This is a genomic window from Streptomyces sp. MAR4 CNX-425, assembly GCF_048656465.1.
Lineage (GTDB): Bacteria > Actinomycetota > Actinomycetes > Streptomycetales > Streptomycetaceae > Streptomyces.
This window is the reverse complement of sequence record NZ_JBMDLF010000002.1, coordinates 474,219-497,294: the sequence shown is the minus strand read 5'-3', so window position 1 is coordinate 497,294 and position 23,076 is coordinate 474,219. Positions and strand designations below refer to the sequence as shown.

Genomic DNA, 23,076 nt, shown 5'->3' with positions numbered 1-23,076 from the left:
CCGCCGTCACCGCGGTCGGCGCCGCGGTCGGTGCCGTCGGCGCGGCCACGCCCCTCACGGCAGCCAGTCGCGGCGGGCCGCCTGCCACACCAGCTGCGCCCGGGTGTCCGCGCCCACCCGGCCCATCATGTCCCGCAGCCGGCGCTGCACCGTGCGCTGGCTGATGCCCAGCTGCGTCGCGATCGCCTTGTCCGCCAGCCCCGCCACCACCAGCGACAGCAGATAGCGCTCGTCCTCCGCGAGGGCCGGGCCCGGCGCCCCGGCGCCGTCCCCGAGCCCGGTCAGCTCGCCCGCCCCGGTGACGTGCAGCGGGGAGGCGGCCGCCCACTGGCTCTCGAAGAGCGCGATCAGCGCGTCCAGCAGCGCGCTGCCGCGGACCACCGCCACCGTCGGCTCGCCGAACCTGCTGTCCGCGCTCGGCACCAGCGGACACAGCGCCAGCGCCCCGTCCGCGATCATCAGCCGCACCGGCAGGGCGCTCGCCGCCCGCGCGGCCTCGCCCGCGCGCACGCCGAGCGCGACGTTGCCCAGCATGCCGGGCTCCTCCAGCAGGGCGCGCTCGTAGATCACCCGGTAGCGCACGCCCTTGGCGAGCATCTCGAACTCCTCGTCGTTGTCCTCCGACGGCATCGCCACGTGCCCCGCCTTGCAGAGCGCCAGCACCTCCCGCCGCGAGCCGTACGCGAGGTCGCGTATCTGCTGCCGGATCGCCGCCACACCCGTGACCACCTCGACGAGCTGGCGCGCGTCGCGCCGCCGGCCGCCCGCCCGGAACTCCTCGGCCAGCTCCGTCACCCCGCGCCGGGCCCGCTCCAGCTCCTCCTGGCCGCGCAGCAGCCGCGGCCCGAGCGCCACGTCCGGCGCCACCGGCACGAAGTGCCCCGCGCCGCCCCGGCGCCGCTCCGGGCCGCTGACCAGACCCTTCTCGTGCAGCGAGGTCAGCAGCGACTCCGCCCGCGACAGGCCGAGGCGCAGCTCCGCGGCCACCGTCTGCGCGTCCGCGCCGTGCAGCCCGACCAGCAGCCGGTACACCCGTTCCTCCGTCGGCTCGACGCCCGCCGGCTCCAGCACCGTCTCCACACTCCCTCCGCCCCGGGCCGCCGCCGCGTGCCGTACGCCCCGTCTGACCAATTGCCGACATGGCGACAAGTCGCCATCAGCAACCGCTTCCAGGGGGCCGGACCAGCCGGTTACAACCCCAGTCATGCATCTTTCGCTCCGGCGTCACCTGCCCGTTCGGGCCGCCGTGCTCGGCTGTCTCGCCACCTTCCTGGCCACCGTGCCCTCACCAGCCACTGCGCTGCCGGAATCGTCAGTGTCACATCCGGCGGCGTCCGCCCCCGCGGCCACCGCCGTCCCGGGCGCCCCCGCCGTACCCGCGTCCGGCCCGGGTGCCGGCGCCGCGGCGGCGGCCGCGCCGGGCACCGAGGTCACCCTGGTGACCGGCGACACCGTCACCTTCGGCCCGGTCACCGACGGCCGTCCGACCGTCTCGGTCGCGCCCCCCGAAGGCGCCGCCGGGGGCGCGTCGTTCACGACCCTGCGGGAGGACGGTGACGTGTACGTCGTCCCCGACGACGTCGCCCGCCTGGTGCCCCGCGTCCTGGACAGGGAACTGTTCAACGTCAGCGCGCTCGCCGCGATGGACTACGACGACGCCGCCACCGACACCCTCCCGCTGATCGTGCGCGGCCCCCGCCCGCTGGCCGCGCTGGACGGGGCGACCGGCGCCCGCCGGCTGCCCAGCGTCGGCGCCACCGCCGTCGAGGTGCCCAAAGAAGCCGCCGCCGCCTTCACCGAGCGGCTCACCGCCCCGGCCGGGCCCCGGGCCGCGGCCGGGGTGACCAAGGTCTGGCTCGACCGCGAGGTCCGGGCCACCGAACTCGACTGGAACCTCGGCATGGTCGGCGCCCCCGAGGTGTGGGAGAGCGGCCTCAGCGGCGCGGGCGTCGACGTCGCCGTCCTCGACTCCGGCATCGACGCCGGCCACCCCGACCTGCGCGGCCGGGTGACCGCCGCCGCGGACTTCACCGGCAGCGGCAGCACCGGCGACCCCCACGGCCACGGCACGCACGTCGCGTCCCTCGTCGCCGGCACCGGCGCGGCCGCCGACGGCGCCCGGCGGGGGGTCGCCCACGGCGCCCGGCTGCTGAACGCCCGGGTGCTGGACGGCGAGGGCCGGGGGCAGTCGTCCTGGGTCATCGCCGGCATGGAGTGGGCCGCGGAGCAGGGCGCCGAGGTCGCCAACCTCAGCCTCGGCGCGCAGCCCGCGGGGGGCGACGACCCGGTCGCCCTGGCGCTGGACGCCCTCACCGCCGACACCGGCACCCTGTTCGTCGCCGCGGCCGGCAACTCCGGCCCGTGGGGCTCCACCGTCCAGTCGCCGGGCGTCGCGGCCAGCGCGCTGACCGTCGGCGCCGCGGTCCCGACGGGGCGGCCGGCGCACTTCTCCAGCGTCGGCCCGACCCGGGGCACGTACCGCGCCAAGCCCGACCTGATGGCGCCGGGCGCCGGCATCACCGGCGCCCGCTCCGGCGGCGGCACGGCCGATCCGTACACGACCATGGACGGCACCTCGCAGGCCACGCCGCACGTCGCGGGCGCCGCGGCGCTGCTGCTGGAGAAGCACCCCGACTGGAGCTGGCAGCGGGTCAAGACCACGCTGATGACCACCGCGGACGGCGACCCCGACCGGACCCTGTCGCAGGTCGCCGGCGCCGGGATGCTCGACCTGCCCGGCGCCGTCTCCGACACCCTCGCATTCGACCGCGGCAACGTCGACTTCGGCTACCTGCGCCACCCCGACAGCGCCGAGCCGCGGTCCGTCGCGTTCTCCGTCACCAACCACGGCGACCGGGCCGAGCACCTGGAGCTCACCGACAACGCCCGCGACGTCTACGACGACGCCGCGCCCGGCGACCTGGTCACCCTGAGCCCCGCCCGGGTCACCGTCGAGCCCGGCGAGACCCGGCGGATCACGGCCACCCTCGACCCCGCGGCGGCGCAGCCGCGCGTCTACCACGGCGGCGTGGTGGTGCGGCGCGACGGGCACGACACCGTCACGCTGCCGCTCAACGTCTACGTCGAACCGCCCCGGCACGACATCCGGCTGACCGTGCTCGACCGCGACGGCGAGCCCTGGGCGGGCGGCACCGTGTGGGTCGCCAACATGGACGACTACCGCCCGGTGACCGGCGGCGGCTCGCAGGCCGTGCATCTGGACGAGAACGGACAGGGCACCGGCCGGCTGCTGCCCGGGCCGCTCAGCGTGCTGGCGAAGGTCGAGACCCCGGCGCGCGACGGCTCCCCGGCCACCGTGGCGTTCGCCGGATCGCCCGAGGTCGTGCTCGACCGCGACATGGAGTACACCATCGACGCCCGGAAGGCGAAGCGGCTGCGGCCCGCGCGGGTCGCGGGCGCCGACACCCGCGTCGGGCACGTCTCCGTCCACTACCAGCGCGGCGACGCCCGCAAGGGCGTCGGCATCGGCGACGGGATCTACGCCACCGGCGAGGAGGTCGAGAGCGGCCGGGTGTTCCTCCAGCCGACCGGGCCGGTGGAGCGCGGCACCGTGGCGTTCGAGACCCGCTGGCGGCTGGAAGCGACGGGGCCGGAGCGCAGCCGCCGGGCCGACGTGTACGACCTGGTGCTCGGCGGCGAGACGGTCGCCGACCCGCCCGCCTACGAGGTCTCCCGCGCCGAGGTCCGCGACCTCGCCCGGCTGCGGGCCGACTACCGCTCGCTCCTCGGCCGCCCCGACGGCTACGTCGAGACCCGGGCCGCCTACTCCTCCCGGATCTCCGCCGCGTACTCCATGAGCGAGCCGCTGGACGTGCCGCGGCGCCGGACCGAACTGGTCACCGCGGGCCCGGAGGTGAGCTGGCGGCACTGCGTGGCGGCGCCGGCGGCGGCGGACACCTCGCTGTGCGGGGCGACGACGTCGTACGAGCAGGGGGAGCGGCGCTCGCCCGTGTGGTTCCGGGGCACGGCGCCGGCGGTGGTCTCCGGCGTCCACTACGGCGGCAGCATCTCGCTGCCCTTCCGGCACCTGAGCGACGGCGAGCACCACGGCGTGGTGGGCGACGCCGACGCGCTGGGCACCGGGACCCGGCGGCTCTACCGTGACGGCGTCGAGGTACCGCCGCGCGGGCCCCGGAGTTCGTACTACGACGTCCCGCCGGAGCCGGCGACGTACCGCCTGGAGCACACCTCGCGGCCGGACACCGCGCTGCTGCCGATCGGCACCCGCACCCGCACCAGCTGGACCTTCCCGTCCCACGGGCCCGAAGCCGGCGGCCCGGCCACCCATCCGCGGCTGCTCGCCGTGGACTACCGGCCGCCCACCCGCGCCGACGGCTCCCTGCGCGCCGGGGTCCCGCTGCTGATGGGGGCCCGGATGGTGTCCGCCGCCGAACCGACCGACTGGCGCGAGGAGAACGGCAGGCTGCGGCTGTGGGTGTCCACCGACTCCGGTGAGCGCTGGCACCGCATGGTGGTCGTACCGCTCCCGGACGGCTCCGTGCTGGCCGCCGCGGTGGGGGTGCGGCTGCGCGCGGGCGACACCGTGTCCGTACGGGCCGAGGGCCGGGCCGCCGAGGGCCGGGCGATCGACCAGACCATCGTCGACGCCTACCCGGTGCGCTGAGGCGCGCCGGGGGCGGAGACGGTGGCGGGGGCCGCTGCGTGACCGGCGGGCGCAGCGGCCCCCGCACCCCGCACCGCGATCCCGGTCATAGATCCGATGAATTCCCCCCGAGGTGACGGATCTTCGCTCCGCGGGGTGTCGAAGACGGCGATCGATCTGATAAACATGCAGTTCGTGCTACGTGCCCGTGTGTGCCGCGCCTGACGGATCCGCGCACACCGGGAAAGTCGTCGGAGGACGGGAGGCCGGTCAAGGATGAGGGACTTCGACGGACTCAAGGCCGTGGTGACCGGCGGGGCTTCGGGCATCGGCCTGGCCACCGCGCGGCTGCTGGCCGAGCGCGGCGCCCGGGTCGCCGTCCTCGACCTCGACGCCGAGGGGGTACCGCACCCCCTGCTCGGCCACCGCGCCGACGTCTCCGACGACGCCTCCGTCGCCACCGCCGTCAGCGACGCGGCCGGCGCCCTGCGCGGCATCGACGTCCTCGTCAACAACGCCGGCATCGGCGCCGCCGGCACGGTCGAGGACAACGACGACGACGAGTGGCACCGCGTCCTCGACGTCAACCTGCTCGGCGTCGTACGCACCACCCGCGCCGCGCTGCGCCACCTCCGCCGCTCCGCCCACCCCGCGATCGTCAACACCTGCTCCGTCGCCGCCACCGCCGGCCTCCCGCAGCGCGCGCTGTACTCCGCGACCAAGGGCGCGGTGCTGTCGCTGACGCTGGCCATGGCCGCCGACCACGTGCGCGAGGGGATCCGGGTCAACTGCGTGAACCCCGGCACCGCGGACACCCCGTGGGTCGGCCGGCTGCTGGACCGGGCCCCCGACCCGGCCGCCGAGCGCGCCGCGCTCAACGCGCGGCAGCCGATGGGCCGGCTGGTCACCGCCGACGAGGTCGCCGCGGCCGTCGCCTACCTGGCGAGCCCCGCCGCCGCGTCCGTCACCGGCACCGCGCTGGCCGTCGACGGCGGGATGCAGGGCCTGCGGCTGCGGGCACCGGAGCCCGACCGGTCCTGACCGGCCGCGGCCCGCCCGCGGTCACGCCCGCGGCCCGACCGCGGTCACGCCCGCGGCGCCCGCCCCGTACCTCCGCACGGCGCGCCGGCCGTCAGGCGCGCGCCTCCTCGATGGCCTCCGGCGCCGTCGTCCACTCGACCCCGCCCCCCACCGGCACCAGCCACGCCATCCGCGGCCCGGCGGTCTGACGCGGCGCGGGAGCCGACCACGCCGAACGGGTCTCGGGCTCGGGGCAGATGGCGCGGAGTACGCCGGTGCGGCCGGAGGTGCGGTCCAGCACGAGCTTGCCCAGTAACGGATGGCGTTCGTGTCCCAGGCCGAGGCCCAGTCTGCTGCTCACGATGCGCTCCTCGGAGGTTCGTACGCGGTCGAGGATGTGCCCCCTCCCGGCCGTGGTCGCCGACCGGGTTCCGGAGTCGCCAACTGCCGTGCGACCGGACCGCGGTGGTGTGGGGGCCGTGGGCGCGGTCGGCGTGGCAGGCAGGTCACCACACTATGACCCTCGACAACGGCAGTCCGCAAGCATCGGCCTGATAATTTCAGAATGTGTGCGGCCCCCCTGTCAGTCTCAGACGGGGCATGACACACTCCCGGAGTAGCAGCCGTGCCGGGAGGGGAGGAACGTGGGCGATACACGCTCGGGTGGCGGAAGCGCCCCGACCGTGCTGCGCATGGTCCTGGGCAAGCGGCTGCGGCACCTGCGCGAGCAGGCGCGCGTCAGCTTCGAACAGGCCGCCGAGGCCATCGACGTGACGCCGCTGACCGTGCGGCGGATGGAGAAGGCGGAGGTCGGCCTGCGCATCCCGTACGTGCGGGAGCTGCTGCGCACCTACGGCGTCTCCGGCGCCGAGACCGACGACTTCCTGAGGATGGCGAAGGAGGCCAATCAACCGGGGTGGTGGTACAAGTACCGGACCGTTCTCCCCGACTGGTTCCGCGCGTACGTGAGCCTGGAGAGCGACGCCACCGTCATCCGCATCTACGAACCGCACTACGTACCCGGACTCCTGCAGACACCCGACTACGCCCGCACGCTCTTCCGCATCGGCTTTCCCAACGAGCCGGACGAGGACATCGAGCGGCGGGTGACGCTGCGCACCACCCGCGCGGACCTGCTGACCGCGCCGACGGCGCCCGCGATGTGGGCCGTGCTGGAGGAGTCGGTGCTGCGCCGGCCGGTCGGCGGGCGCGAGGTGATGCGGGCGCAGATAGACCGGCTGATCGAAGCGATCGAACTGCCGAACGTGAAGATGCAGATCATGCCGTTCTCGGCCGGGCCGCACCCCGGCGCGTTCGGCCCGTTCCACTACTTCCGCTTCGGCTTCACCGAACTGCCCGACATCGTCTACACGGAGAACCTCACCGGCGCGGTCTACGTGGACCAAGCCGACGACGTCGTCGGGTATCTGGAAACACTGGACCGGATGGCCGTCCAGGCCGATCCGGTGGACCGGACCAGGGCACTCCTGGTGGAGATGCGTAAGGAGTACTGACCATGCGAGCCGACCCCCCGACCTTCCGCACCGGCGTCCCGGCTACCGAACTCGGCACCGAGGGCTGGCAGAAGCCCTGGAGCGGCACCAACGGCGGGAGCTGCGTCGAGGCCAAGCGGCTGCCCGACGGCAGCGTCGCCCTGCGCCAGTCCACCGACCCGACCGGCCCGGCCCTCGTCTACACCCGCGAAGAGATGGTCGCCTTCCTGGAGGGCGCCAAGGCCGGCCAGGCGGACTACCTCGTCGCCTGACGAGCCGCGGGACCGGCCTTCTGCCGGGGGAGTGGACCGGGGCGTACGGCACCGCCCGTCCGCCCCGGTCCGCCCCCGGCGAACGGCCGAAACGGTCCGTACGACCGAGCACTGAACAGTAAGTTGGACGGCACGCGAGACGGCGGCACCCGAGCGCCGCAGGGCAGGAGATTCCCGATGGCAGAAGGCCGGGCCACCCCCGCGGAGGGGGCCCTTTCCAAGATCGACACAACGGTGCCGCACTCGGCCCGGATCTGGAACTACTGGATGGGCGGGAAGGACAACTACGCCGTCGACCGCCAGGCGGGCGACGAGTACCGCGAGATCGCCCCGAACATCGAGACGATGGCCCGGGCCTCGCGTGACTACCTGATCCGCACGGTGACCCACGTGGCCGGCGAGGCCGGCATCCGCCAGTTCCTCGACATCGGCACCGGCCTGCCGACCTACGACAACACCCACCAGGTCGCCCAGCGGCTCGCGCCCGAGTCGCGCATCGTCTACGTCGACAACGACCCGTTAGTGCTGCGGCACGCCCAGGCGCTGCTGACCAGCACCCGCGAGGGCGAGACCACCTACGTCGACGCCGACCTGCACAAGCCGGAGACGATCCTGGAACAGGCGCGCAGGACGCTCGACTTCTCGCAGCCGGTGGCGCTGATGCTCATGGGCATTCTCGGCCACATCAAGGACTACGAGGAGGCCAAGTCCATCGTCCGCCGCCTCCAGGCGGCGCTGCCCTCCGGCAGCTACTTCGTCCACTACGACAGCACCGCCACCGACACGGCCCTCCAGGAGGCCCAGCAGGGGTACGACGACACCGGCGCCGTCCCGTACGTGCTGCGCAGCCCGGACGACATCACGGCGTACTACGACGGCCTGGAGCTGATCGAGCCGGGGATAGTCTCCTGCCCCCTGTGGCGACCCGAGGCCGGCACGGAGCCGGAGCCCACGGACGTCTACGGCGGGGTGGCGCGCAAGCGCTGACCGGGGGTGGGCTGGGGCGCCGGGCTACGGCCTCCGCTCGTCCGGACGCCGCCCGGCGGCCAGCGTCTCCGTCACCCGCGCCAGCTGCGCCGCCCGGCTCTCCGCCGTACGGGCCCGCAGCAGCCGCAGGATCACCCGGTAACGGTCCGTCTTCCCGAGCCCGTCGAAGAAGGCGGCCGCCCGCGGGCTGCCCGCCAGCGCCGCGGCGAGGTCGGGCGGCACCTCGGCGTCCTTCTGCGACGCGTACGCGGCCTCCCACCGGCCGTCCGCCTGCGCGGCCCGCACCGCGGCGAGCCCCGGCGCCCGCATCCGGCCGGCCGCGGTCAGGACCCCGACCCGGTCCACGTTCACCTGCGACCACTGGCTGCGCGCCCGGCGCGGCGTGATCTTCTGCAGGTAGTGGGAGTCGTCGAATCCCTTGCGCAGGCCGGTGATCCAGCCGTAGCACAGCACGGCGTCGTCGACCTCCGCCGACGTGACGGAGGCGATCCCCGAGCCCTTCTTGGCGACCTTGAGCCACAGGCCCGACCGCAGGTCGTGGTGTGCGTCGAGCCAGGACTCCAGCCCGGCGGCGTCGGCGAACGCGCGGACCGGCGCGCCGTCGGGGGAATCGGCGCCGGAGGAGTCCGCGCCGGGGGATTCGCTGCCGGTGGCCGCCATGGGTACGTGTCCTTTCACCGCCGCTACGGCCACCGTACGTCGGGCCGGGGTACTCCGCCGTGGCCCGCGCGGGCGGATGTCGTACCCCGCGGTTAGCGTGGGGGACATGACGACGTACGACGAGCAGCCCACGCTGCGGCCCGCCCGCCCCGGGGACGCGGCGGAGGTGGCGCGCATCTGGCAGAGCGCGTGGCGGGACGCCCACCTGGGCCATGTCTCGGACGAGCTGGTGGCGATGCGCACGCCGGAGTCGTTCGCCGCCCGGGCGGCCGCGCGGGTGCCGGACACGGCGGTCGCCGAAGCCGGCGGCGCGCTCGCGGGGTTCGTGACCGCCGTGGGTGACGAGGTGGAGCAGCTCTTCGTCGCGGCGGAGCACCGCGGCACGGGAGTGGCCGCGCTGCTGCTGGCGGAGGGGGAGCGGCGGGTGGCCGCCCGGGGGTACGGGCGGGCCTGGCTCGCGGTCGTCACGGGCAACGCGCGGGCGCGCCGGTTCTACGCGCGGCAGGGATGGGCGGACGAGGGCCCGCTGGACTACCGGGCGGAGGGACGCGACGGCCCGGTGACGGTGGACTGCCACCGGTATGCGAAGCCGGTGACGGGCGGCGCGACCCCCGGGGCGTGACGGCCGCGGCCCGCGCGGGCGCCGCGCGGCCCTGCTCACGGAAGGGGACGGAGGCGCCGGCGCACCCGCGCGTCGAGCCGCCCCCGGAGCGGCCTCCCCGCCGCCGCGGGCGGGCCCGTCACGGCTCGCGGCGCGGGAGCACCAGGACGGCGCCCGTGCGCGGGTGCGTGAGGACCTCCACCGGGTGCCGGTAGACCGCGCCGAGCAGCGCGCCGTCGAAGACCTCCGCCGGCCGCCCGGCGGCCGCCACCCGGCCCCCGTCCAGCACGGTGACCTCGTCCGCGTACGCCGCGGCCAGGCCCAGGTCGTGCAGGACGACCACGACGGCGTCGCCCGCGGCGGCCCGCTCCCGCGCCAGCCGCAGCACCAGCTCCTGGTGCCGCAGGTCGAGCGCGGCGGTCGGCTCGTCGAGAAGGAGCAGCCCCGCCCGCTGGGCCAGCACGCGCGCGAGGGCGACGCGGGCGCGCTCGCCCCCGGACAGCTCGGCGAAGGGGCGCCGGGCGAACTCCGCGGTCTCCGTCACCTCCAGCGCCCACGCCACCGCCTCGTCGTCGGCGTCCTCGGCGGGGGTGCCGGCCCAGGGCGCGCGGCCCATCCGCACGACGTCCCCGACGGGGAACGGGAAGGCCAGGGAGGCGGACTGCGGCAGCACCGACCGGCGCAGCGCCAGCTCCGCCGGCGACCATCCGGCGATGTCCCGGTCGCCGACCCGTACCTCCCCGGCCTCCGGCGTGAGGTCGCCGGCCAGCGCGGCCAGCAGCGTCGACTTCCCGGCGCCGTTCGGCCCGACGAGGGCGGTGAGGCGCCCGGCGGTCGCGGTCAGCCGCACGCCGTCGAGCACGGTCCTGCCCCCGAGGCGTACGACCAGGTCCCGGGCCTCGGCGGCGGTGGTGCCCGCCGGCAGCGGCGCCGGGAGGGACCGGCCCGGCCGGGCGCCCAGCAGCGTACGGATCATGCCCAGCCCCCCTGCCGGCGGCGGGTCCTGCGCAGCAGCCAGAAGAAGAACGGGCTGCCCACCAGCGCCGTCAGCACCCCGAGCGGCAGCTCCGCCGGATCCGCCACGGTGCGCGCCGCGAGGTCCGCGACGACCAGCACCAGCGCGCCGCCCAGCGCGCTGCCCGGCACCAGGAACCGGTGCCCGGGCCCCGCCGCCATCCGCAGCAGGTGCGGCACCACCAGCCCCACGAACGTGATCACGCCCGCCACCGCCACCGCCGCGGCCGTCAGCAGCGCGACCACCAGCACCAGCGCGATCCGCAGCCGCTCCACGTCCACCCCGAGGTGGCGCGCGGGCCGTTCGCCGAGGGCGAGCAGGTCCAGCTTCCGCGCGTACAGCGGCGCGACCGCCAGGCCCACGGCCGCGCAGGGCAGCACGGCCAGCACCTTCGGCCACGTCGCCTGCGAGAGCGAGCCGAGCTGCCAGAAGGTGATCTGCGTGACCTGCGCGTTGTCGGCGAAGAAGACGAACAGGCCGATGAGCGCGCCCGCGAAGGCGTTGACGGCGATGCCGGTGAGGATGAGCGTGACGACCTCGGTGCGCCCGCCGGAGCGGGAGAGCGCGTAGACCAGCAGCACGGTGGCGAGCCCGGAGAGGAACGCGAAGGCGGAGACGGTCCAGTTGCCGAGGACGTCGGCGCCGAGGGCGATGGCCCCGACCGCGCCGACCGCGGCGCCCGACGAGATGCCGATCACCCCGGGCTCGGCCAGCGGGTTGCCGAACACGCCCTGCATGAGCGCCCCGGCGCAGCCCAGCGACGCCCCGACGAGCACGGCGAGCACGACGCGGGGGAGGCGGACGTTCCACAGCACGCTCTCGCCGACGCGGCCCAGGTCCCCGCCGCCGAGCCGCAGGCGGTGGGCGGTGGAGGAGAGGACGTCGCCGGGGGAGATGTCGTACGCGCCGATGCCCGCGGCGAGGACGACCGCCGCGAGGAGCGCGGCGGCGAGGGCCGCGGTGAGGACGGCGGCCCGGCCGCGTACGGCGGCGGGGGCGCCGGGCGCGGGCGGCGGGCCCGGGGTCTTCGTACGGTACGGGGCCGGGGCGCCCGCCCGGCGAGCGGCAGGGTCGTCCGCCGGGGCCCCGGCGGACGGCGGCAGTTGTGCCGAGGAGGTCACCGGCCCTCGCCCGGGCCGTGGATCTGCGCCACCAGGCTGCGCAGCACGGCGTCCGTGCGCGGCCCGTAGTTGAGCAGCACGCCGTCGTCGACCGACGCGATCCGCCGGTCCATCGCCGCGGGGGTCTGCGCGACGCCCGGCAGCTCCACGAGCCCGTCGACCCCGCCCACCGACTCCAGCCCCTTCGTCATCACCAGCAGCACGTCCGGCGCCGCCTTCGCCAGCGCCTCGCTGGTGATCGGCGTGAAGTCCTTGCCGAGCCCGGACTCCTTGCCGGCGTCGACGCCCCCCGCCGCCTCGATCAGCGAGGACGCCCCGGAGCGCGCGCCGCCCAGCAGGTACACGGAGGCCGAGCCGCGCACGTACAGGAACGCCACCCGCGGCTTGTCGCCGCCGTCCGGGATGTCGCCGCGGGCGGCCTCGATCCGCTCCGCGGTGTGCGCGCGCAGCCGCGCGCCCTCGTCGGGGACGCCGAGCGCGGCGGCCACCGCGTCGATGCGGCCGGCGACGTCGTCGAGCCCCGCCGCGGGTTCGAGGACGACGAGCGGCACGCCCGCGGCGCGTATCTGGTCGACCGCCTCCGCCGGCCCGGTGGTCTCCTCGGCCAGCACCACGTCCGGCTCCAGCGACAGCACGCTCTCCGCGGAGACGTCGTGCGCCTGCGTGACCACCGGCAGGTCGCTCGCCTGCTCGAACGTGGCGGTCACGTCGCGGGCGACGACGCGGTCGCCGAGCCCCAGCGAGAAGACGAGTTCGGAGAGCGAGCCGCTGAGCGGCACGATCCGGTCCGCCTCGGCGACGGTGACCTCGCGCCCGTCGGCGGACGGCACGGTCGCGGGCAGTTCGGGTACGGCCTTCGCGGTGACCGGCTCCACGCGGTCGGCGGGCGCCTTTGCTCCCGTGCCCGCGCCGCCGTCCCCGGAGTCCGCGCCGGACGTGCCGCCGCAGCCGGCGAGGGCGAGGGCCAGGGCGGCGGCGGCCGCAAGGGCGCGGGAGATACAGGGAGTTCGCGGCACCGGTTCCACCTTCGGCGTTCCAGGGGGCTCGCAGAGCCGGGGGCTTCCGGCCTGCTCGGCGATAGCTTAGGTTAGCCTCACCTAAGAAACCAGATCGGAGGGGACCCATGCTGCGGCGCCTGCGCGTCCTGGCCGCCACCTTGCTGCTCACCGGCGCGCTCGCGGCGGGCGCCGGCGTCGCCGTCGCGCCGCCGGCGCAGGCGGCGGCCCGCACCGTCGACGGCGGCCGGCTCGACTGGGGCGTCAAGGAGTCGTTCCTGACCTACGTCACCGGGCCCGTGGCGCAGGGCGGGTGGACCCTGCTCGACGGCGCCGCCTCCGGATTCCGCTTCCACTCCGCCACCGGCTCGTACGACCCGGAGACCGGCGCGCTCACCGCCGCGTTCGGCGGCGGCGTGCGCTTCACCGGGCACGAGCAGAACGGCACCCACCGGCTCGACCTGACCCTGCGCGCGTTCACCGTCCGCATCGCGGACGGCCGCGGCACCCTGCACGCCGACGTCGCCGGCAAGGACCGCGAGACCGGGCGGACGAGCACGTCCAGCCAGGCCGCGCTGGCCACCCTCGACCTCGGCGGGCTCGACATGCGCGGCGCCGGCAGCCCGATCGCGCTCGACGGCGTGCCCGCCACGCTCACCGCCGAGGGCGAGCGCGCGTTCGCCGGCTACTACCCCGCCGGCACGGCACTCGACCCGGTCAGCCTGTCGGTCGACGTCCGCGCGCCCGGGGCCGGTTCGGACGAAGAACCCGCTCCGCCGGAGAAGCCGGCCGACGGCAGCGGCGAGCGAGGCGAGGGCGCCGGGAAGGCCGCCGCCGGGAAGATCCTGGACGGCGCCGTCGACTGGGGCGTACGCCGCACCTTCCGCGACTACGTCACCGGCCCCGTGGCGCAGGGGAGCTGGCGGCTCGGCGGCGGCGCCGAGGACGGCGGCGCGCTGTTCCGCTTCGGCCGGGCGGAGGGTTCGTACGACGCGGAGAAGCGGCGCCTCGACGCCCGCTTCGCCGGCACCCTGCACTTCACCGGCGAGCGCCTCGACCTCCGGCTGAGCGGCGTCTCCGTGACCGTACGGGACGGCCGGGGCACCCTCGTCGCGGACGTCACCGACGACGGCGACACGGCCGGGAACACCCCGGTCGTGACCTTCCCGGCCGGGCGGCTGAAGGCGGCGGAGGGCCTCGTCGCCGTCACGGACGCGCCGGCGAAGCTCACCGCGGCGGGCGCGCGGGCCTTCGGCGGCATGTACGAGGCGGGCACCGCCATGGACCCCGTCTCCGTCGCCGTCGCGCTCGACGCCGGCGCCGACCTCCCCGCCCTGCCCGACCTGGGCAGCGACCCCGGCCCGAGCGCGAGCCCGCAGCCCGCCGACGCGGCGGGGAAGCGGCGCGCCGCGGCCGGCGCCGCCGGGGAGACCGGCTCGTCGTCCACGTCTCCCGCGGTGCCGCTGGGCGTGGGCGCGGCGGGCGTGCTGCTCGCGGCGCTGCTCGGTTACGCGGCGGTGCGCCGCCGCCGTACGGCGTCCGCCGCCCCCGGTCCCGAAGCCACCGAAGCCACCGATGACGCCGGGAAGCCCGGCACGACCGACTGAAGCACCGACACTCCTGAGGAGAACCACGACATGACCGCCACCCCGCTGCGCCTCACCGCAGCCATCGCCGCCGCGACCGCCCTGGGCGCCGTCGCGCTGGCCCTGCCCGCCGCGGCCGCCGGCGGCGAGACCGGGGCCGGGGCCACGGCCGTCGACCTGACCGACGGCACCCTGACGTGGGGCGTGAAGCAGTCCTGGCGCAGCTACGTCGTGGGCGTCGCGCACGGCGGGATCACCACCGCGACCGGCGCGGAACAGGCGCCGGACAACGGGCTGTTCACGTTCACCGGCGGCACCGGCACGTACGACCGGCCCACGCACGCGGTGGACACCTCCTTCGACGGCAGCGTGCGCTTCGTCTCCACGCAACACCGCTTCGACATCGAGCTGGCGGACCTGAAGCTCACCACCGAGGACGCCACCACCGGCGCGATCACGGCCGACGTCACCGCCGCCGGGCGGACGGCGCAGGACGTGGAGTTCGCGGACCTCGACCTGTCCGGCGTCCGGCCCGGCGGCGGCGCGGACGGCGCGATGACGTTCGCCGACATCCCGGCGACGCTGACCGCCCAGGGCGCACAGGCGTTCAACGGCATGTACGCGGAGGGCACCGAACTCGACCCGGCGACCCTGTCGGTGCGTGCCGCGGGCGACGGCGGCGCGGACGGCGGCGCCACGAACGGCGGCGGCACCGGCGGCACGGCGGGCTCGGCCGGCGGGTCGGACGGCGGCGGAACGGGCGGGACCGGCGGAACCGGCGGAACCGGCGGAACCGGCGGAACCGGTGGGACCGGCGGGTCGGGTGGCGGCGGCGACCAGGGCGGCACCACGGCGACCGGCGGCTCCACGGGCTCCGCCGGCTCGTCCGGTACGGACGGCGGCACCGGGCAGGGCCCGCAGACCCCCGGGGCCCTCGTCGACGGCCGGCTGGACTGGGGCGTGAAGAAGTCCTTCCGCGACTACGTCACCGGCCCCGTCGGCCACGGCAGGATCGACGTCTCCGGCGGCGCCGCCGAGAACTCCGGCGGCTTCCGCTTCCCCGACGCGCAGGGGGAGTTCGACGCCGACGGGCCGTCGCTGGACGCGGCGTTCGGCGGCGCGGTGCGCTTCCGCGCCCACGAGGAGGGCGGCGCGTACGCGCTGGACCTGAAGTTCGGCGACCTGAAGGTGCGCGCGGACGGCGACGGCGCCGCGCTGGTCGCGGACGTCTCGTCCAAGGACCGGGAGAGCGGCGAGGTCACCGAGAGCGACGACGTCGCGGTGGCCGACCTCGACGTGGCCCCCGCGGAGCTGACGCCCACCGACGACGTCGTCCGGCTGACCGACATCCCGGCCGCGCTCACCGAGGACGGCGCCGCCGCCTTCGGCGGTTTCTACGAGCCGGGCGCCGCCCTCGACCCGGTGAGCCTGGCCGTCACCCTCGACGAGGACGCCGAACTCCCCGGCACCGGCGACCCCGGCGACGCGGCCGCCGGCGGCGCCCAGTCCACCGGCGGCGCCGCCACCGCGGGCACCCCCGCCTCCGTGGGCGGCGCCGGCGGCTCCCTCGCCGACACCGGCAGCGGCACCCCGGCCACCCCCCTCATCGCCGCCGCCGCGGCCATGACCACCGCCGGCGCGGCCGCCGTGTACACCATGCGCCGCCGCCGCCCGGCCGCCGGCTGACGCCCCGCCACCGGGAGCGCCGCCCGTCACCCACGGCGACGGGCGGCGCTCCCACCCGAGCCGTACGGCGGGTCGGACGGCGATTGGCGGTCCAGACCTTTCGTTGCTAGTCGGCAACAATCTTCGGTGGATTACACAGACGGCCCTCCTGTCGCTACGATCCCATCGACCCCATCACGTACGTCTGTTGGAAAGCCGCGCACCAGCACCACGTACCACCCGCGTGCGCGCGCCCGAGGTTTCGATGAACATCGCAAGGCAGTCGCCGCGGCGCCTCCGCTTAGCCGGGCCGCCCGGCCCCCTGTCGCGTCGCCCCACCCGCGGGCCCGGGCCGCCGGATCCCGCCCGCGCCGGGGGGCGCCGTCCACGTACGCACGCACCGCACGCGCGAGTCAGCGCGCTCCGCGGGGGGTGGTGATGGCGCGCGGCGGTGCCTCCGGCCGTGGCGGGGACTTCCGGCCCGTCTACCATCTCGCCGGCCTCGACGACGACTTACGGGCCGTCGTCGACGACCTGCGCGTCGGCCGGTGGATGTCCATGCGGGCGCTGCTCGCCCGCACCGGCGCCGACTGGGCGGCGCGTACCGCGCGCTCCCAGGTGCTCGGCGTGGTGGCCGCCAAGTCGGCGGTGGTGCAGATCTGGCTGGACGAGGAGCCGGAGAGCGCCGACGCGCGGATGATGCTGGCGCGCGTCGCCGTCGGGCGCGCGGTGCAGGCGCACCGGCAGCGGCACCCCAGCGCCGGGCAGCTGGAGGAGGACGCGCGGCAGGCGTGCCGGGAGGCGGCGCTGCTGCACCCCGGCGATCCGGTGCCGTGGGTGTGCCTGCTGGCGCTGGCGCAGGCCGACCCGCGCCAGCTGCGCCCCGAGCACCGCTCGGGCCCGCCGGAGAACCTGCTGCCGCGCGGGCCGTGGGGGCTGCTCGACGAGGTCGTCAAGCGCGACCGGTACAACCGCGAGGCGTACCACCGCGTGCTCCAGCTCTGCGCCGCCGCGGGCGGCTCGCAGGCGTACGCGATGGACTTCGCCCGCTGGGTGGGCTCCTGGGCCCCGACCGCCTCCCCGCTCCTCGTGCTGCCGCTCTTCGCGCACGCCGAGCACTACCACTTCGAACGCCGCCGCGGCCGCGGCGACGCGCTCGTGCACCGCCAGTGGTCCCGCGAGGACATCCTGCGGGACTCGCTGCGCGCGCTCGACGGCTGGTTCGACGTCACGAACGCCGACGTGCGCTCCGTGCTGGACCTGAACCACCTGGCCCACGCGCTCAGCGCGGCCCGCGAGTTCGACGGGGCGGCCCGGGTGTTCACCGCGCTGGGCCCCTACGCCACCCTTCTGCCCTGGGCGTACGTGTCCGAGGACCCCGACCGGCAGGACCTGGCCGAGGCCGAGTTCTTACGCGCCCGCTCGCTGGCTCTCGGTAGCGGGTGACGGCCGTACCTGTCCCCTTTTGACTGTCATGCCCCTGCCACTCCCCATCGGAGGTCACCCCATGTCACAAGCGCCGGTCAGCACCGCCGGCACGTCCCGGCGCAAGGACGACGACGCCCACCTCCGCGATCTCGGCTACGAGCCGGAACTCGCGCGGCGCATGGGCCCGTTCGGCAACTTCGCCATCTCCTTCTCGGTCATCTCGATCCTCTCCGGGTGCATGACCCTGTACGGCTTCGGGCTCAGTACCGGCGGCCCGGCCGTCATGATGTGGGGCTGGGTGGCCGTCGGGCTCTTCGTGCTCTGCGTCGGCATGGGCCTGGCCGAGGTGACCAGCGCGTACCCCACCTCCGGCGCGCTCTACTACATGGCCCACCAGCTCGGCGGCCCCCGCTGGGGCTGGTACACCGGCTGGCTCAACCTCCTCGGCCTGCTCGGCGCCATCGCCGGCATCGACTACGGCTGCGCGCTGTTCCTCGGCGCGTTCTTCAACCTCCAGTGGGGCTTCGAACCCACCGCGGAGAAGACGCTGCTGATCTTCGCCTGCATCCTGGTGCTGCACATGACGCTGAACCTGCTGCGGGTGCGCGTCGTCAGCCTCCTCAACTCGATCAGCGTCTGGTGGCACCTGGCCGGCGTCGCGATCATCGTCGCCGTCCTGATCATCGCCCCGGACAGCCACCAGTCGGCCGGCTTCGTCTTCGGCGAGTTCAACAACGACACCGGCTGGAACAACCCGTTCTACGTCACCGCCATCGGACTGCTGCTCGCCCAGTACACCTTCTCCGGCTACGACGCCTCCGCCCACCTGTCCGAGGAGACCACCCAGGCGCAGGTCAGCTCCGCCAAGGGCATCGTCCGCGCGATCTGGGTCTCCTGGGTCGCCGGCTTCGTCCTGCTCGCCGGGCTGACCTTCGCCATCCAGGACTACGTCGGTACCCAGAACTCCGTGACCGGGGTGCCACCCGCGCAGATCTTCATCGATGCCATCGGCGAGGGCGGCGCCAAGGCCCTGCTGCTCATCGTCATCTGCGCGCAGCTCTTCTGCGGCAACGCCGAGACCGCCGCCACCGCGCGGATGGTCTTCGCCTTCTCCCGCGACGGCGCGCTGCCCGGCTCCAAGCTGTGGCGCCGGGTCTCGCCGAGCACCGGCGTGCCCACCCGGGCGGTCATGCTGTCGGTCGCGGTCGCGTTCTGCCTGGCGCTGCCGTCGCTGTACTCGGAGACCGCGTACGGCGCGGTGGTCGCCATCAACGTCATCGGCATCACCCCCGCCTACGCCATCCCCATCTTCCTGCGGCTGCGCGCGAAGAACCGCTTCGTGCCCGGGCCGTGGAACCTGGGCCGGTGGAGCCCGGTGGTCGGCTGGATCGCGGTGTGCTGGGTGGCCGTGATCACGGTGATCTTCTGCCTGCCCCAGGAGTCGCCGGTGAACGTGAGCAGCTTCAACTACGCCTCGGTGGCCCTGGCCGCGGTCCTGCTGCTGGCCACCGTCTCGTGGTGGGCGGCCGGCCGGCGCTCGTACAAGACCCCCCTCTACACCGCCGACCCCGAGATGGCAGAGCTCGGCAAGGACCTGGTGTGACGGCCGCCGGGCCGACCGAAACCGACCAGCGCTCCGTGAGGTCCGATGTCCGCATCCACTCCCACCGCTCCCGGCGGGCGTCAGCTGCGCCTGCGCACACTCCTCCGCTTCCTGGCCGCGGTCGTCGTGGCGGCGCTGACGGCGCTGGCCGCGACCGGCGCCGTCCGGGAGCTGAACCGGGCCGGTGCCGTGCAGGACTACGCCGACACCCTCGACCGGCTCCAGGAGCCGTCGTTCGCGCTCGTCGCCGAGTTGCAGGCGGAGCGCCGGATGACCGCGCTGCACTGGGCCCGCGGCCCGGTCAACGCCGCCCAGCTCGGCAACCAGCAGGCCCTCACCGACGAGGCGGCCGTCGAACTCCGCGAGCTGGCCGCGGAGCTCCCCGACGCCTCCGCCCGCCCGCCGGTCGAAGCCGCCCTGCGCCGCGTCGCCGCACTCGGCGCCGTACGCGAACGGGCCGCCGCCCGCTCCGGGGACCGCGACGAGGTGCTGACGGCGTACACCGACGCCATCGGGGAGACCATCGGCGTGCACTCCCGGCTGCGCGCCCACAACGGCGACCTCGCCCAGGGCGCCCGCCCGGTGACCGCCCTGCTCCAGGCCGGCGAGTCGCTCGCGCTCCAGGACACCCTGCTGGCCGGCGCGCGCGACGGCCGGCTCCGGGCCGCCGACCACGCCCGGTTCGCCGAGGCCGCCGGCGTGCAGCGCTTCGCGTACGGGACGCTGGCCGGACCGCTGCTGCCCGGCGGGGAGAAGGACCGCTACGACGCCCTCACCGCCTCGGCGGAGTGGGCCGCGAAGTCCCGCATCGAGGACGCGGTGATCGACGCGGGCCGCGACTCCGGCGGGGCGGTGGCGCTGCCCGCCGCGGCCGAGGGGTGGTCGCGGGCGTACGAGCGCGTCGGCCCGAGCCTCGCGGGCCTGGCCACCGCGCGGATCCAGGCGCTCGCCGACCGGGCGGCGGACCGGGCCGACGAGCTGCGCCTGACGGCCTACGCCATCGCCGCCGGCGGCCTCGCGCTGGTCGGGATCGTGCTCGGCGTGGTGCTGTGGATCAGCCGCACCATCGTCCGGCGGGCCGAGGAGGTGCGCTCCAGCGCGCTGGCCGTCGCCCGCCGGCAGCTGCCGCAGATGATCGTCCGGCTCCAGCGCGGCGAGGAGGTCGACCTGTCGGCGCTGCCGACGCAGGTCGCCGCCGCCGACGAGTTCGGCGAGATCTCCAACGTCGTCGCCCGGCTCGCGGAGGAGGTGGTCGAGGCGGCGCGGATCGTGCACGAGGAGCGGTTCGGCTTCGAGAAGTTCGCCGAGGGCGTCACCATGCGGGCCGTCACCCTCATCGTCGCCGTGCTGCGCACCCTGGACGAGCTCCAGCACCGCTACGCGGACACCGACCCCGCGCTCCTCGCCGAGCTGTACGAGCTGGACCACCTCACCGTGCGGGTGCGGCGCCAGCTGGAGAACCTGCTGGTGCTCTCCGGCGGCGCCGTGGCCAACCCGCACACGGAGCCCGTGCACATCGCCAACCTGATCGTCGACGCGGCCGGCGAGTCCCGCGGCTTCGCGCAGGTCACCAAGGAGTTCCGGGCCGAGGCGTGGGTGGTGCCGGAGGTGGCCGGGGAGCTGACCCACCTGATCGCCGAGCTGATCGAGAACGCCACCACCTACTCGCCCAGCGGCTACGAGGTCTTCGTCCGCGCCACCGACACCGCCACCGGCGTCGCGATCGAGGTCGAGGACAAGGGCCGGGCGCCGGAGAGCTGGTTCTTCGAGGCGCTCAACGGGCGGCTGCTGGACGTCCCGCCGTACGCGGTGCTCGCCAAGTCCTCCGACCAGCTCGGCCTGTTCGTCGTCGGGCAGCTCGCACAGCGGCACGGGATCCGGGTCACGCTCCAGCAGGGCCGCTTCGGCGGCGTGCTGGCGGTGGTGCTGGTGCCGTCCGCGCTGCTCAGCGGCCCGCCGGAGCAGCTGGCCGACCGCACCCCGGCGCGCAGGTCGCTGCCGGGCCGCTCGGGCCCCCGGCCCGCGAGGCGGCGGGAGCCGACGGCGGCCGGCCTGGTGCGCCGCGAGCCCGCCCGCCCCGGCGGCGCCGCGGGTCCGGTACGCCCCGTCGATCCGGCCCCCGACGCCGCTCCCGACACCGCCCCCGGCGAAGGCGACGGCGGCGCGCCGGCCCCGGAGCCGCGCGGCCTGCCCGCCCGCCGGCCGGCCGCGCCCGCGGAGCCCGCCGCCCCCGAGCACGTACGAGCCGAGGAGCCCCTGCCCGTACGCACCAGGAAGCCCCGCCCCGGGCCGGGCCCCGGGACCCACCCCGAACCGGCCGGTGAACCCGCCCACGAACCGACGGAGGAAGTGCCCCTGACCGTCCCCGCCACCCCCGGGACCGAGACCGTCCCGCCGCCGCACGCGCCCGAGCCCCAGCCCGGGGCCGAACGCCCCGCCGCCCGGGCCACCGGGCTGCCCCAGCGGGTGCCCGGCTCCAGCATGGCCGGCCAGCTGCGCGACGGCAGACGCCGGCCCGCCACCGCCATGGACGGACGTCCGCTCGACAGCATCGAGTCGGCGTTCACCCAGCTTCAGGAAGCCCTGACCGACCCGGAGGAAGACAGCGACCGATGAGCAGCCTCAGGCACGTGAAGAACGTCATCCCCGCGAGCCCGGAGGACGCGGCCGTCTTCGACAACCTCCGCGACAACCTGCAACTCGTCCCGGACCTCACCGGCTTCGTGCTGCTCGCGGACGACGGCCTGGCCCTCTGCGGCTACGGCCTGGACTGGAGCCGCGACGACGTCCAGACCATCGCCGCCGCCTGTTCCGGGCTCGCCAGCCTCGCCGACGGCCTGTCGATGCCGGTCGACGGCGGCTCCGTACTGCACCTGAACATCACCATGGAGCGCAGTCACCTGATCCTCACCGCCTGCGGAAACGGCAGCACGCTCGTGGTCTACACCTCGGGCCCGGAGTCCATCGGTCTCGCCATGCGCGAGACGGTCCGCGTCGCCCGCGCCTTCAAGCACCAGCTCGGCGTCGGGTCCCGCAGGGACCGCATCCGGTAATGAGCGCGCCACGGGGAACGCGCAGAACGCGGACGTTCGCGCTCACCGGCTCACGCACCGACCCCGCGCCCGGTGAGCAGTTCACGATGCACTCCACGGTCCGCGCCGCCGTACTGGCCGACGACGTGCGCAATATCCCCGAGGAGTGGCAGACCATCCTGCGGCTGTGCAGCGGCCCCGGCATCGCCGTGGCCGAGCTGGCGGCCCGTATCGAGATGCGGCTGACCCCCGCCGCCGTCCTCCTCGCTCAGCTGCTGGAGCAGGGGCTCATCGAACACAGACCGCCGATGAGCGATCCGGACGCCATGAACATCGACTTCCTCCGACGAATCAGGAGCGGCCTTGAACGAGCCTGACACCCGGGCCCCCGACGCCGTCTGGGACGCCTACCTCCCACCCGTCAAGATCCTCGTGGCCGGCGGGTTCGGGGTCGGCAAGACCACGGCGGTCGGCGCCGTCAGCGAGATCACGCCGCTGCGCACGGAGGAGCAGCTGAGCGCGGCCGGGGTGGGCGTGGACGACCTGTCCGGCATCGAGCAGAAGTCCGCGACCACCGTGGCCATGGACTTCGGGCGGATCACCCTGGACGTGGCGGTGCTGATGCTGTTCGGCACGCCCGGCCAGGAGCGGTTCTGGTTCATGTGGGACGACCTGCTGCGCGGGGCGCTGGGCGCGGTGGTGCTCGTCGACACCCGGCGGCTGGACCGGTCGTTCGCGGCGGTCGACTTCTTCGAGAGCCGCGACCTGCCGTTCGTCGTGGCCGCGAACTGCTTCCACGGCGAGCAGGACTACGATCCGGAGGAGATCCGCGACGCGCTCACCCTGAAGGAGCCCACCACCCCGATCGTCCTGTTCGACGCCCGCGAGCGCGAGTCGGTGCGGGGCGTGCTGCTCGCCCTGATGGACCATCTGATCGCCGCCGCGGAACCGGCCCACGCCCAGCGACCGTAGGA

20 protein-coding genes are annotated in these 23,076 nt (G+C 75.5%); 14 read left to right on the top strand and 6 right to left on the bottom strand.

All coding sequences use genetic code 11. The features are described 5' to 3' along the window. Positions 1 to 54 precede the first annotated feature (54 nt). On the bottom strand, positions 55 to 1,071 hold the full coding sequence (locus ACHZ99_RS07445) for a LuxR C-terminal-related transcriptional regulator (protein WP_420304010.1): 1,017 nt from the start codon (positions 1,069 to 1,071) through the stop codon (positions 55 to 57). A 133-nt stretch (positions 1,072 to 1,204) separates the two neighbouring features. Between ACHZ99_RS07445 and ACHZ99_RS07440 the strand changes: the two genes are divergently transcribed. Continuing rightward, positions 1,205 to 4,645 carry a S8 family serine peptidase gene (locus ACHZ99_RS07440; protein WP_420303582.1) on the top strand — a complete coding sequence of 1,147 codons (3,441 nt, stop codon included), beginning with the start codon at positions 1,205 to 1,207 and terminating at the stop codon, positions 4,643 to 4,645. Between the two features lie 255 nt (positions 4,646 to 4,900). Beyond that, positions 4,901 to 5,665, top strand: a complete 765-nt coding sequence (locus ACHZ99_RS07435; protein ID WP_420303581.1) for an SDR family NAD(P)-dependent oxidoreductase — start codon at positions 4,901 to 4,903, stop codon at positions 5,663 to 5,665. Positions 5,666 to 5,756: 91 nt separating this feature from the next. Here ACHZ99_RS07435 and ACHZ99_RS07430 read toward each other — a convergent pair whose 3' ends face one another. After that, complete coding sequence (locus ACHZ99_RS07430; protein WP_420303580.1) at positions 5,757 to 6,005, bottom strand: hypothetical protein; 249 nt, start codon at positions 6,003 to 6,005, stop codon at positions 5,757 to 5,759. Between the two features lie 331 nt (positions 6,006 to 6,336). Here ACHZ99_RS07430 and ACHZ99_RS07425 point away from each other — a divergent pair, with 331 nt between their 5' ends. The 3 genes from ACHZ99_RS07425 to ACHZ99_RS07415 all read left to right on the top strand — a co-directional run bounded on the left by ACHZ99_RS07425 (position 6,337) and on the right by ACHZ99_RS07415 (position 8,396). Further along, positions 6,337 to 7,158, top strand: coding sequence for a helix-turn-helix domain-containing protein (locus ACHZ99_RS07425; RefSeq protein WP_420303579.1), 822 nt, complete (start codon positions 6,337 to 6,339; stop codon positions 7,156 to 7,158). Between the two features lie 2 nt (positions 7,159 to 7,160). Beyond that, the gene (locus tag ACHZ99_RS07420; protein WP_420303578.1) at positions 7,161 to 7,409 is read left to right on the top strand and encodes a DUF397 domain-containing protein; all 249 of its coding nucleotides are present in this window, start codon (positions 7,161 to 7,163) and stop codon (positions 7,407 to 7,409) included. Between the two features lie 177 nt (positions 7,410 to 7,586). Next, positions 7,587 to 8,396: an SAM-dependent methyltransferase gene (locus ACHZ99_RS07415; protein ID WP_420303577.1), complete on the top strand. Its 810-nt coding sequence runs from the start codon at positions 7,587 to 7,589 to the stop codon at positions 8,394 to 8,396. 24 nt (positions 8,397 to 8,420) lie between these two features. Here the strand turns inward: ACHZ99_RS07415 and ACHZ99_RS07410 are convergent, their stop codons facing one another. Further along, positions 8,421 to 9,056, bottom strand: a complete 636-nt coding sequence (locus ACHZ99_RS07410) for a YdeI/OmpD-associated family protein (RefSeq protein ID WP_420303576.1) — start codon at positions 9,054 to 9,056, stop codon at positions 8,421 to 8,423. 106 nt (positions 9,057 to 9,162) lie between these two features. On the opposite strand from ACHZ99_RS07410, the gene ACHZ99_RS07405 reads away from it, so the two are divergent. Continuing rightward, the gene (locus ACHZ99_RS07405; protein WP_420303575.1) at positions 9,163 to 9,678 is read left to right on the top strand and encodes a GNAT family N-acetyltransferase; all 516 of its coding nucleotides are present in this window, start codon (positions 9,163 to 9,165) and stop codon (positions 9,676 to 9,678) included. Positions 9,679 to 9,796: 118 nt separating this feature from the next. Here the strand turns inward: ACHZ99_RS07405 and ACHZ99_RS07400 are convergent, their stop codons facing one another. From ACHZ99_RS07400 to ACHZ99_RS07390, 3 genes are read right to left on the bottom strand one after another with little or no spacing between them, the layout of a single operon-like run. Next, entirely contained in the window at positions 9,797 to 10,633 is an 837-nt protein-coding gene (locus tag ACHZ99_RS07400) for a heme ABC transporter ATP-binding protein (RefSeq protein ID WP_420303574.1), read from the bottom strand. Then, positions 10,630 to 11,793: a FecCD family ABC transporter permease gene (locus ACHZ99_RS07395; RefSeq protein WP_420303573.1), complete on the bottom strand. Its 1,164-nt coding sequence runs from the start codon at positions 11,791 to 11,793 to the stop codon at positions 10,630 to 10,632. The genes ACHZ99_RS07400 and ACHZ99_RS07395 overlap by 4 nt, the downstream gene beginning before the upstream one ends. Then, positions 11,790 to 12,809 carry a heme/hemin ABC transporter substrate-binding protein gene (locus ACHZ99_RS07390; protein ID WP_420303572.1) on the bottom strand — a complete coding sequence of 340 codons (1,020 nt, stop codon included), beginning with the start codon at positions 12,807 to 12,809 and terminating at the stop codon, positions 11,790 to 11,792. Before ACHZ99_RS07390 ends, ACHZ99_RS07395 begins: the two co-directional genes overlap by 4 nt. A 107-nt stretch (positions 12,810 to 12,916) precedes the next feature. Between ACHZ99_RS07390 and ACHZ99_RS07385 the strand changes: the two genes are divergently transcribed. The 8 genes from ACHZ99_RS07385 (at position 12,917) to ACHZ99_RS07350 (ending at position 23,074) form a co-directional block, all read left to right on the top strand. Further along, on the top strand, positions 12,917 to 14,395 hold the full coding sequence (locus ACHZ99_RS07385) for an HtaA domain-containing protein (RefSeq protein WP_420303571.1): 1,479 nt from the start codon (positions 12,917 to 12,919) through the stop codon (positions 14,393 to 14,395). A 30-nt stretch (positions 14,396 to 14,425) separates the two neighbouring features. Next, positions 14,426 to 16,060, top strand: coding sequence for an HtaA domain-containing protein (locus tag ACHZ99_RS07380; protein WP_420303570.1), 1,635 nt, complete (start codon positions 14,426 to 14,428; stop codon positions 16,058 to 16,060). 417 nt (positions 16,061 to 16,477) lie between these two features. Further along, positions 16,478 to 17,485, top strand: a complete 1,008-nt coding sequence (locus ACHZ99_RS07375; RefSeq protein WP_420303569.1) for a hypothetical protein — start codon at positions 16,478 to 16,480, stop codon at positions 17,483 to 17,485. 61 nt (positions 17,486 to 17,546) lie between these two features. Further along, positions 17,547 to 19,070 carry an amino acid permease gene (locus ACHZ99_RS07370; protein WP_420303568.1) on the top strand — a complete coding sequence of 508 codons (1,524 nt, stop codon included), beginning with the start codon at positions 17,547 to 17,549 and terminating at the stop codon, positions 19,068 to 19,070. Between the two features lie 45 nt (positions 19,071 to 19,115). After that, complete coding sequence (locus ACHZ99_RS07365) at positions 19,116 to 21,686, top strand: nitrate- and nitrite sensing domain-containing protein (RefSeq protein ID WP_420303567.1); 2,571 nt, start codon at positions 19,116 to 19,118, stop codon at positions 21,684 to 21,686. Then, complete coding sequence (locus ACHZ99_RS07360) at positions 21,683 to 22,123, top strand: roadblock/LC7 domain-containing protein (protein WP_420303566.1); 441 nt, start codon at positions 21,683 to 21,685, stop codon at positions 22,121 to 22,123. The genes ACHZ99_RS07365 and ACHZ99_RS07360 overlap by 4 nt, the downstream gene beginning before the upstream one ends. Next, positions 22,123 to 22,479: a DUF742 domain-containing protein gene (locus ACHZ99_RS07355; protein WP_420303565.1), complete on the top strand. Its 357-nt coding sequence runs from the start codon at positions 22,123 to 22,125 to the stop codon at positions 22,477 to 22,479. The genes ACHZ99_RS07360 and ACHZ99_RS07355 overlap by 1 nt, the downstream gene beginning before the upstream one ends. Continuing rightward, the gene (locus ACHZ99_RS07350) at positions 22,466 to 23,074 is read left to right on the top strand and encodes a GTP-binding protein (RefSeq protein WP_420303564.1); all 609 of its coding nucleotides are present in this window, start codon (positions 22,466 to 22,468) and stop codon (positions 23,072 to 23,074) included. Before ACHZ99_RS07355 ends, ACHZ99_RS07350 begins: the two co-directional genes overlap by 14 nt. The last annotated feature ends 2 nt before the right edge of the window (positions 23,075 to 23,076 follow it).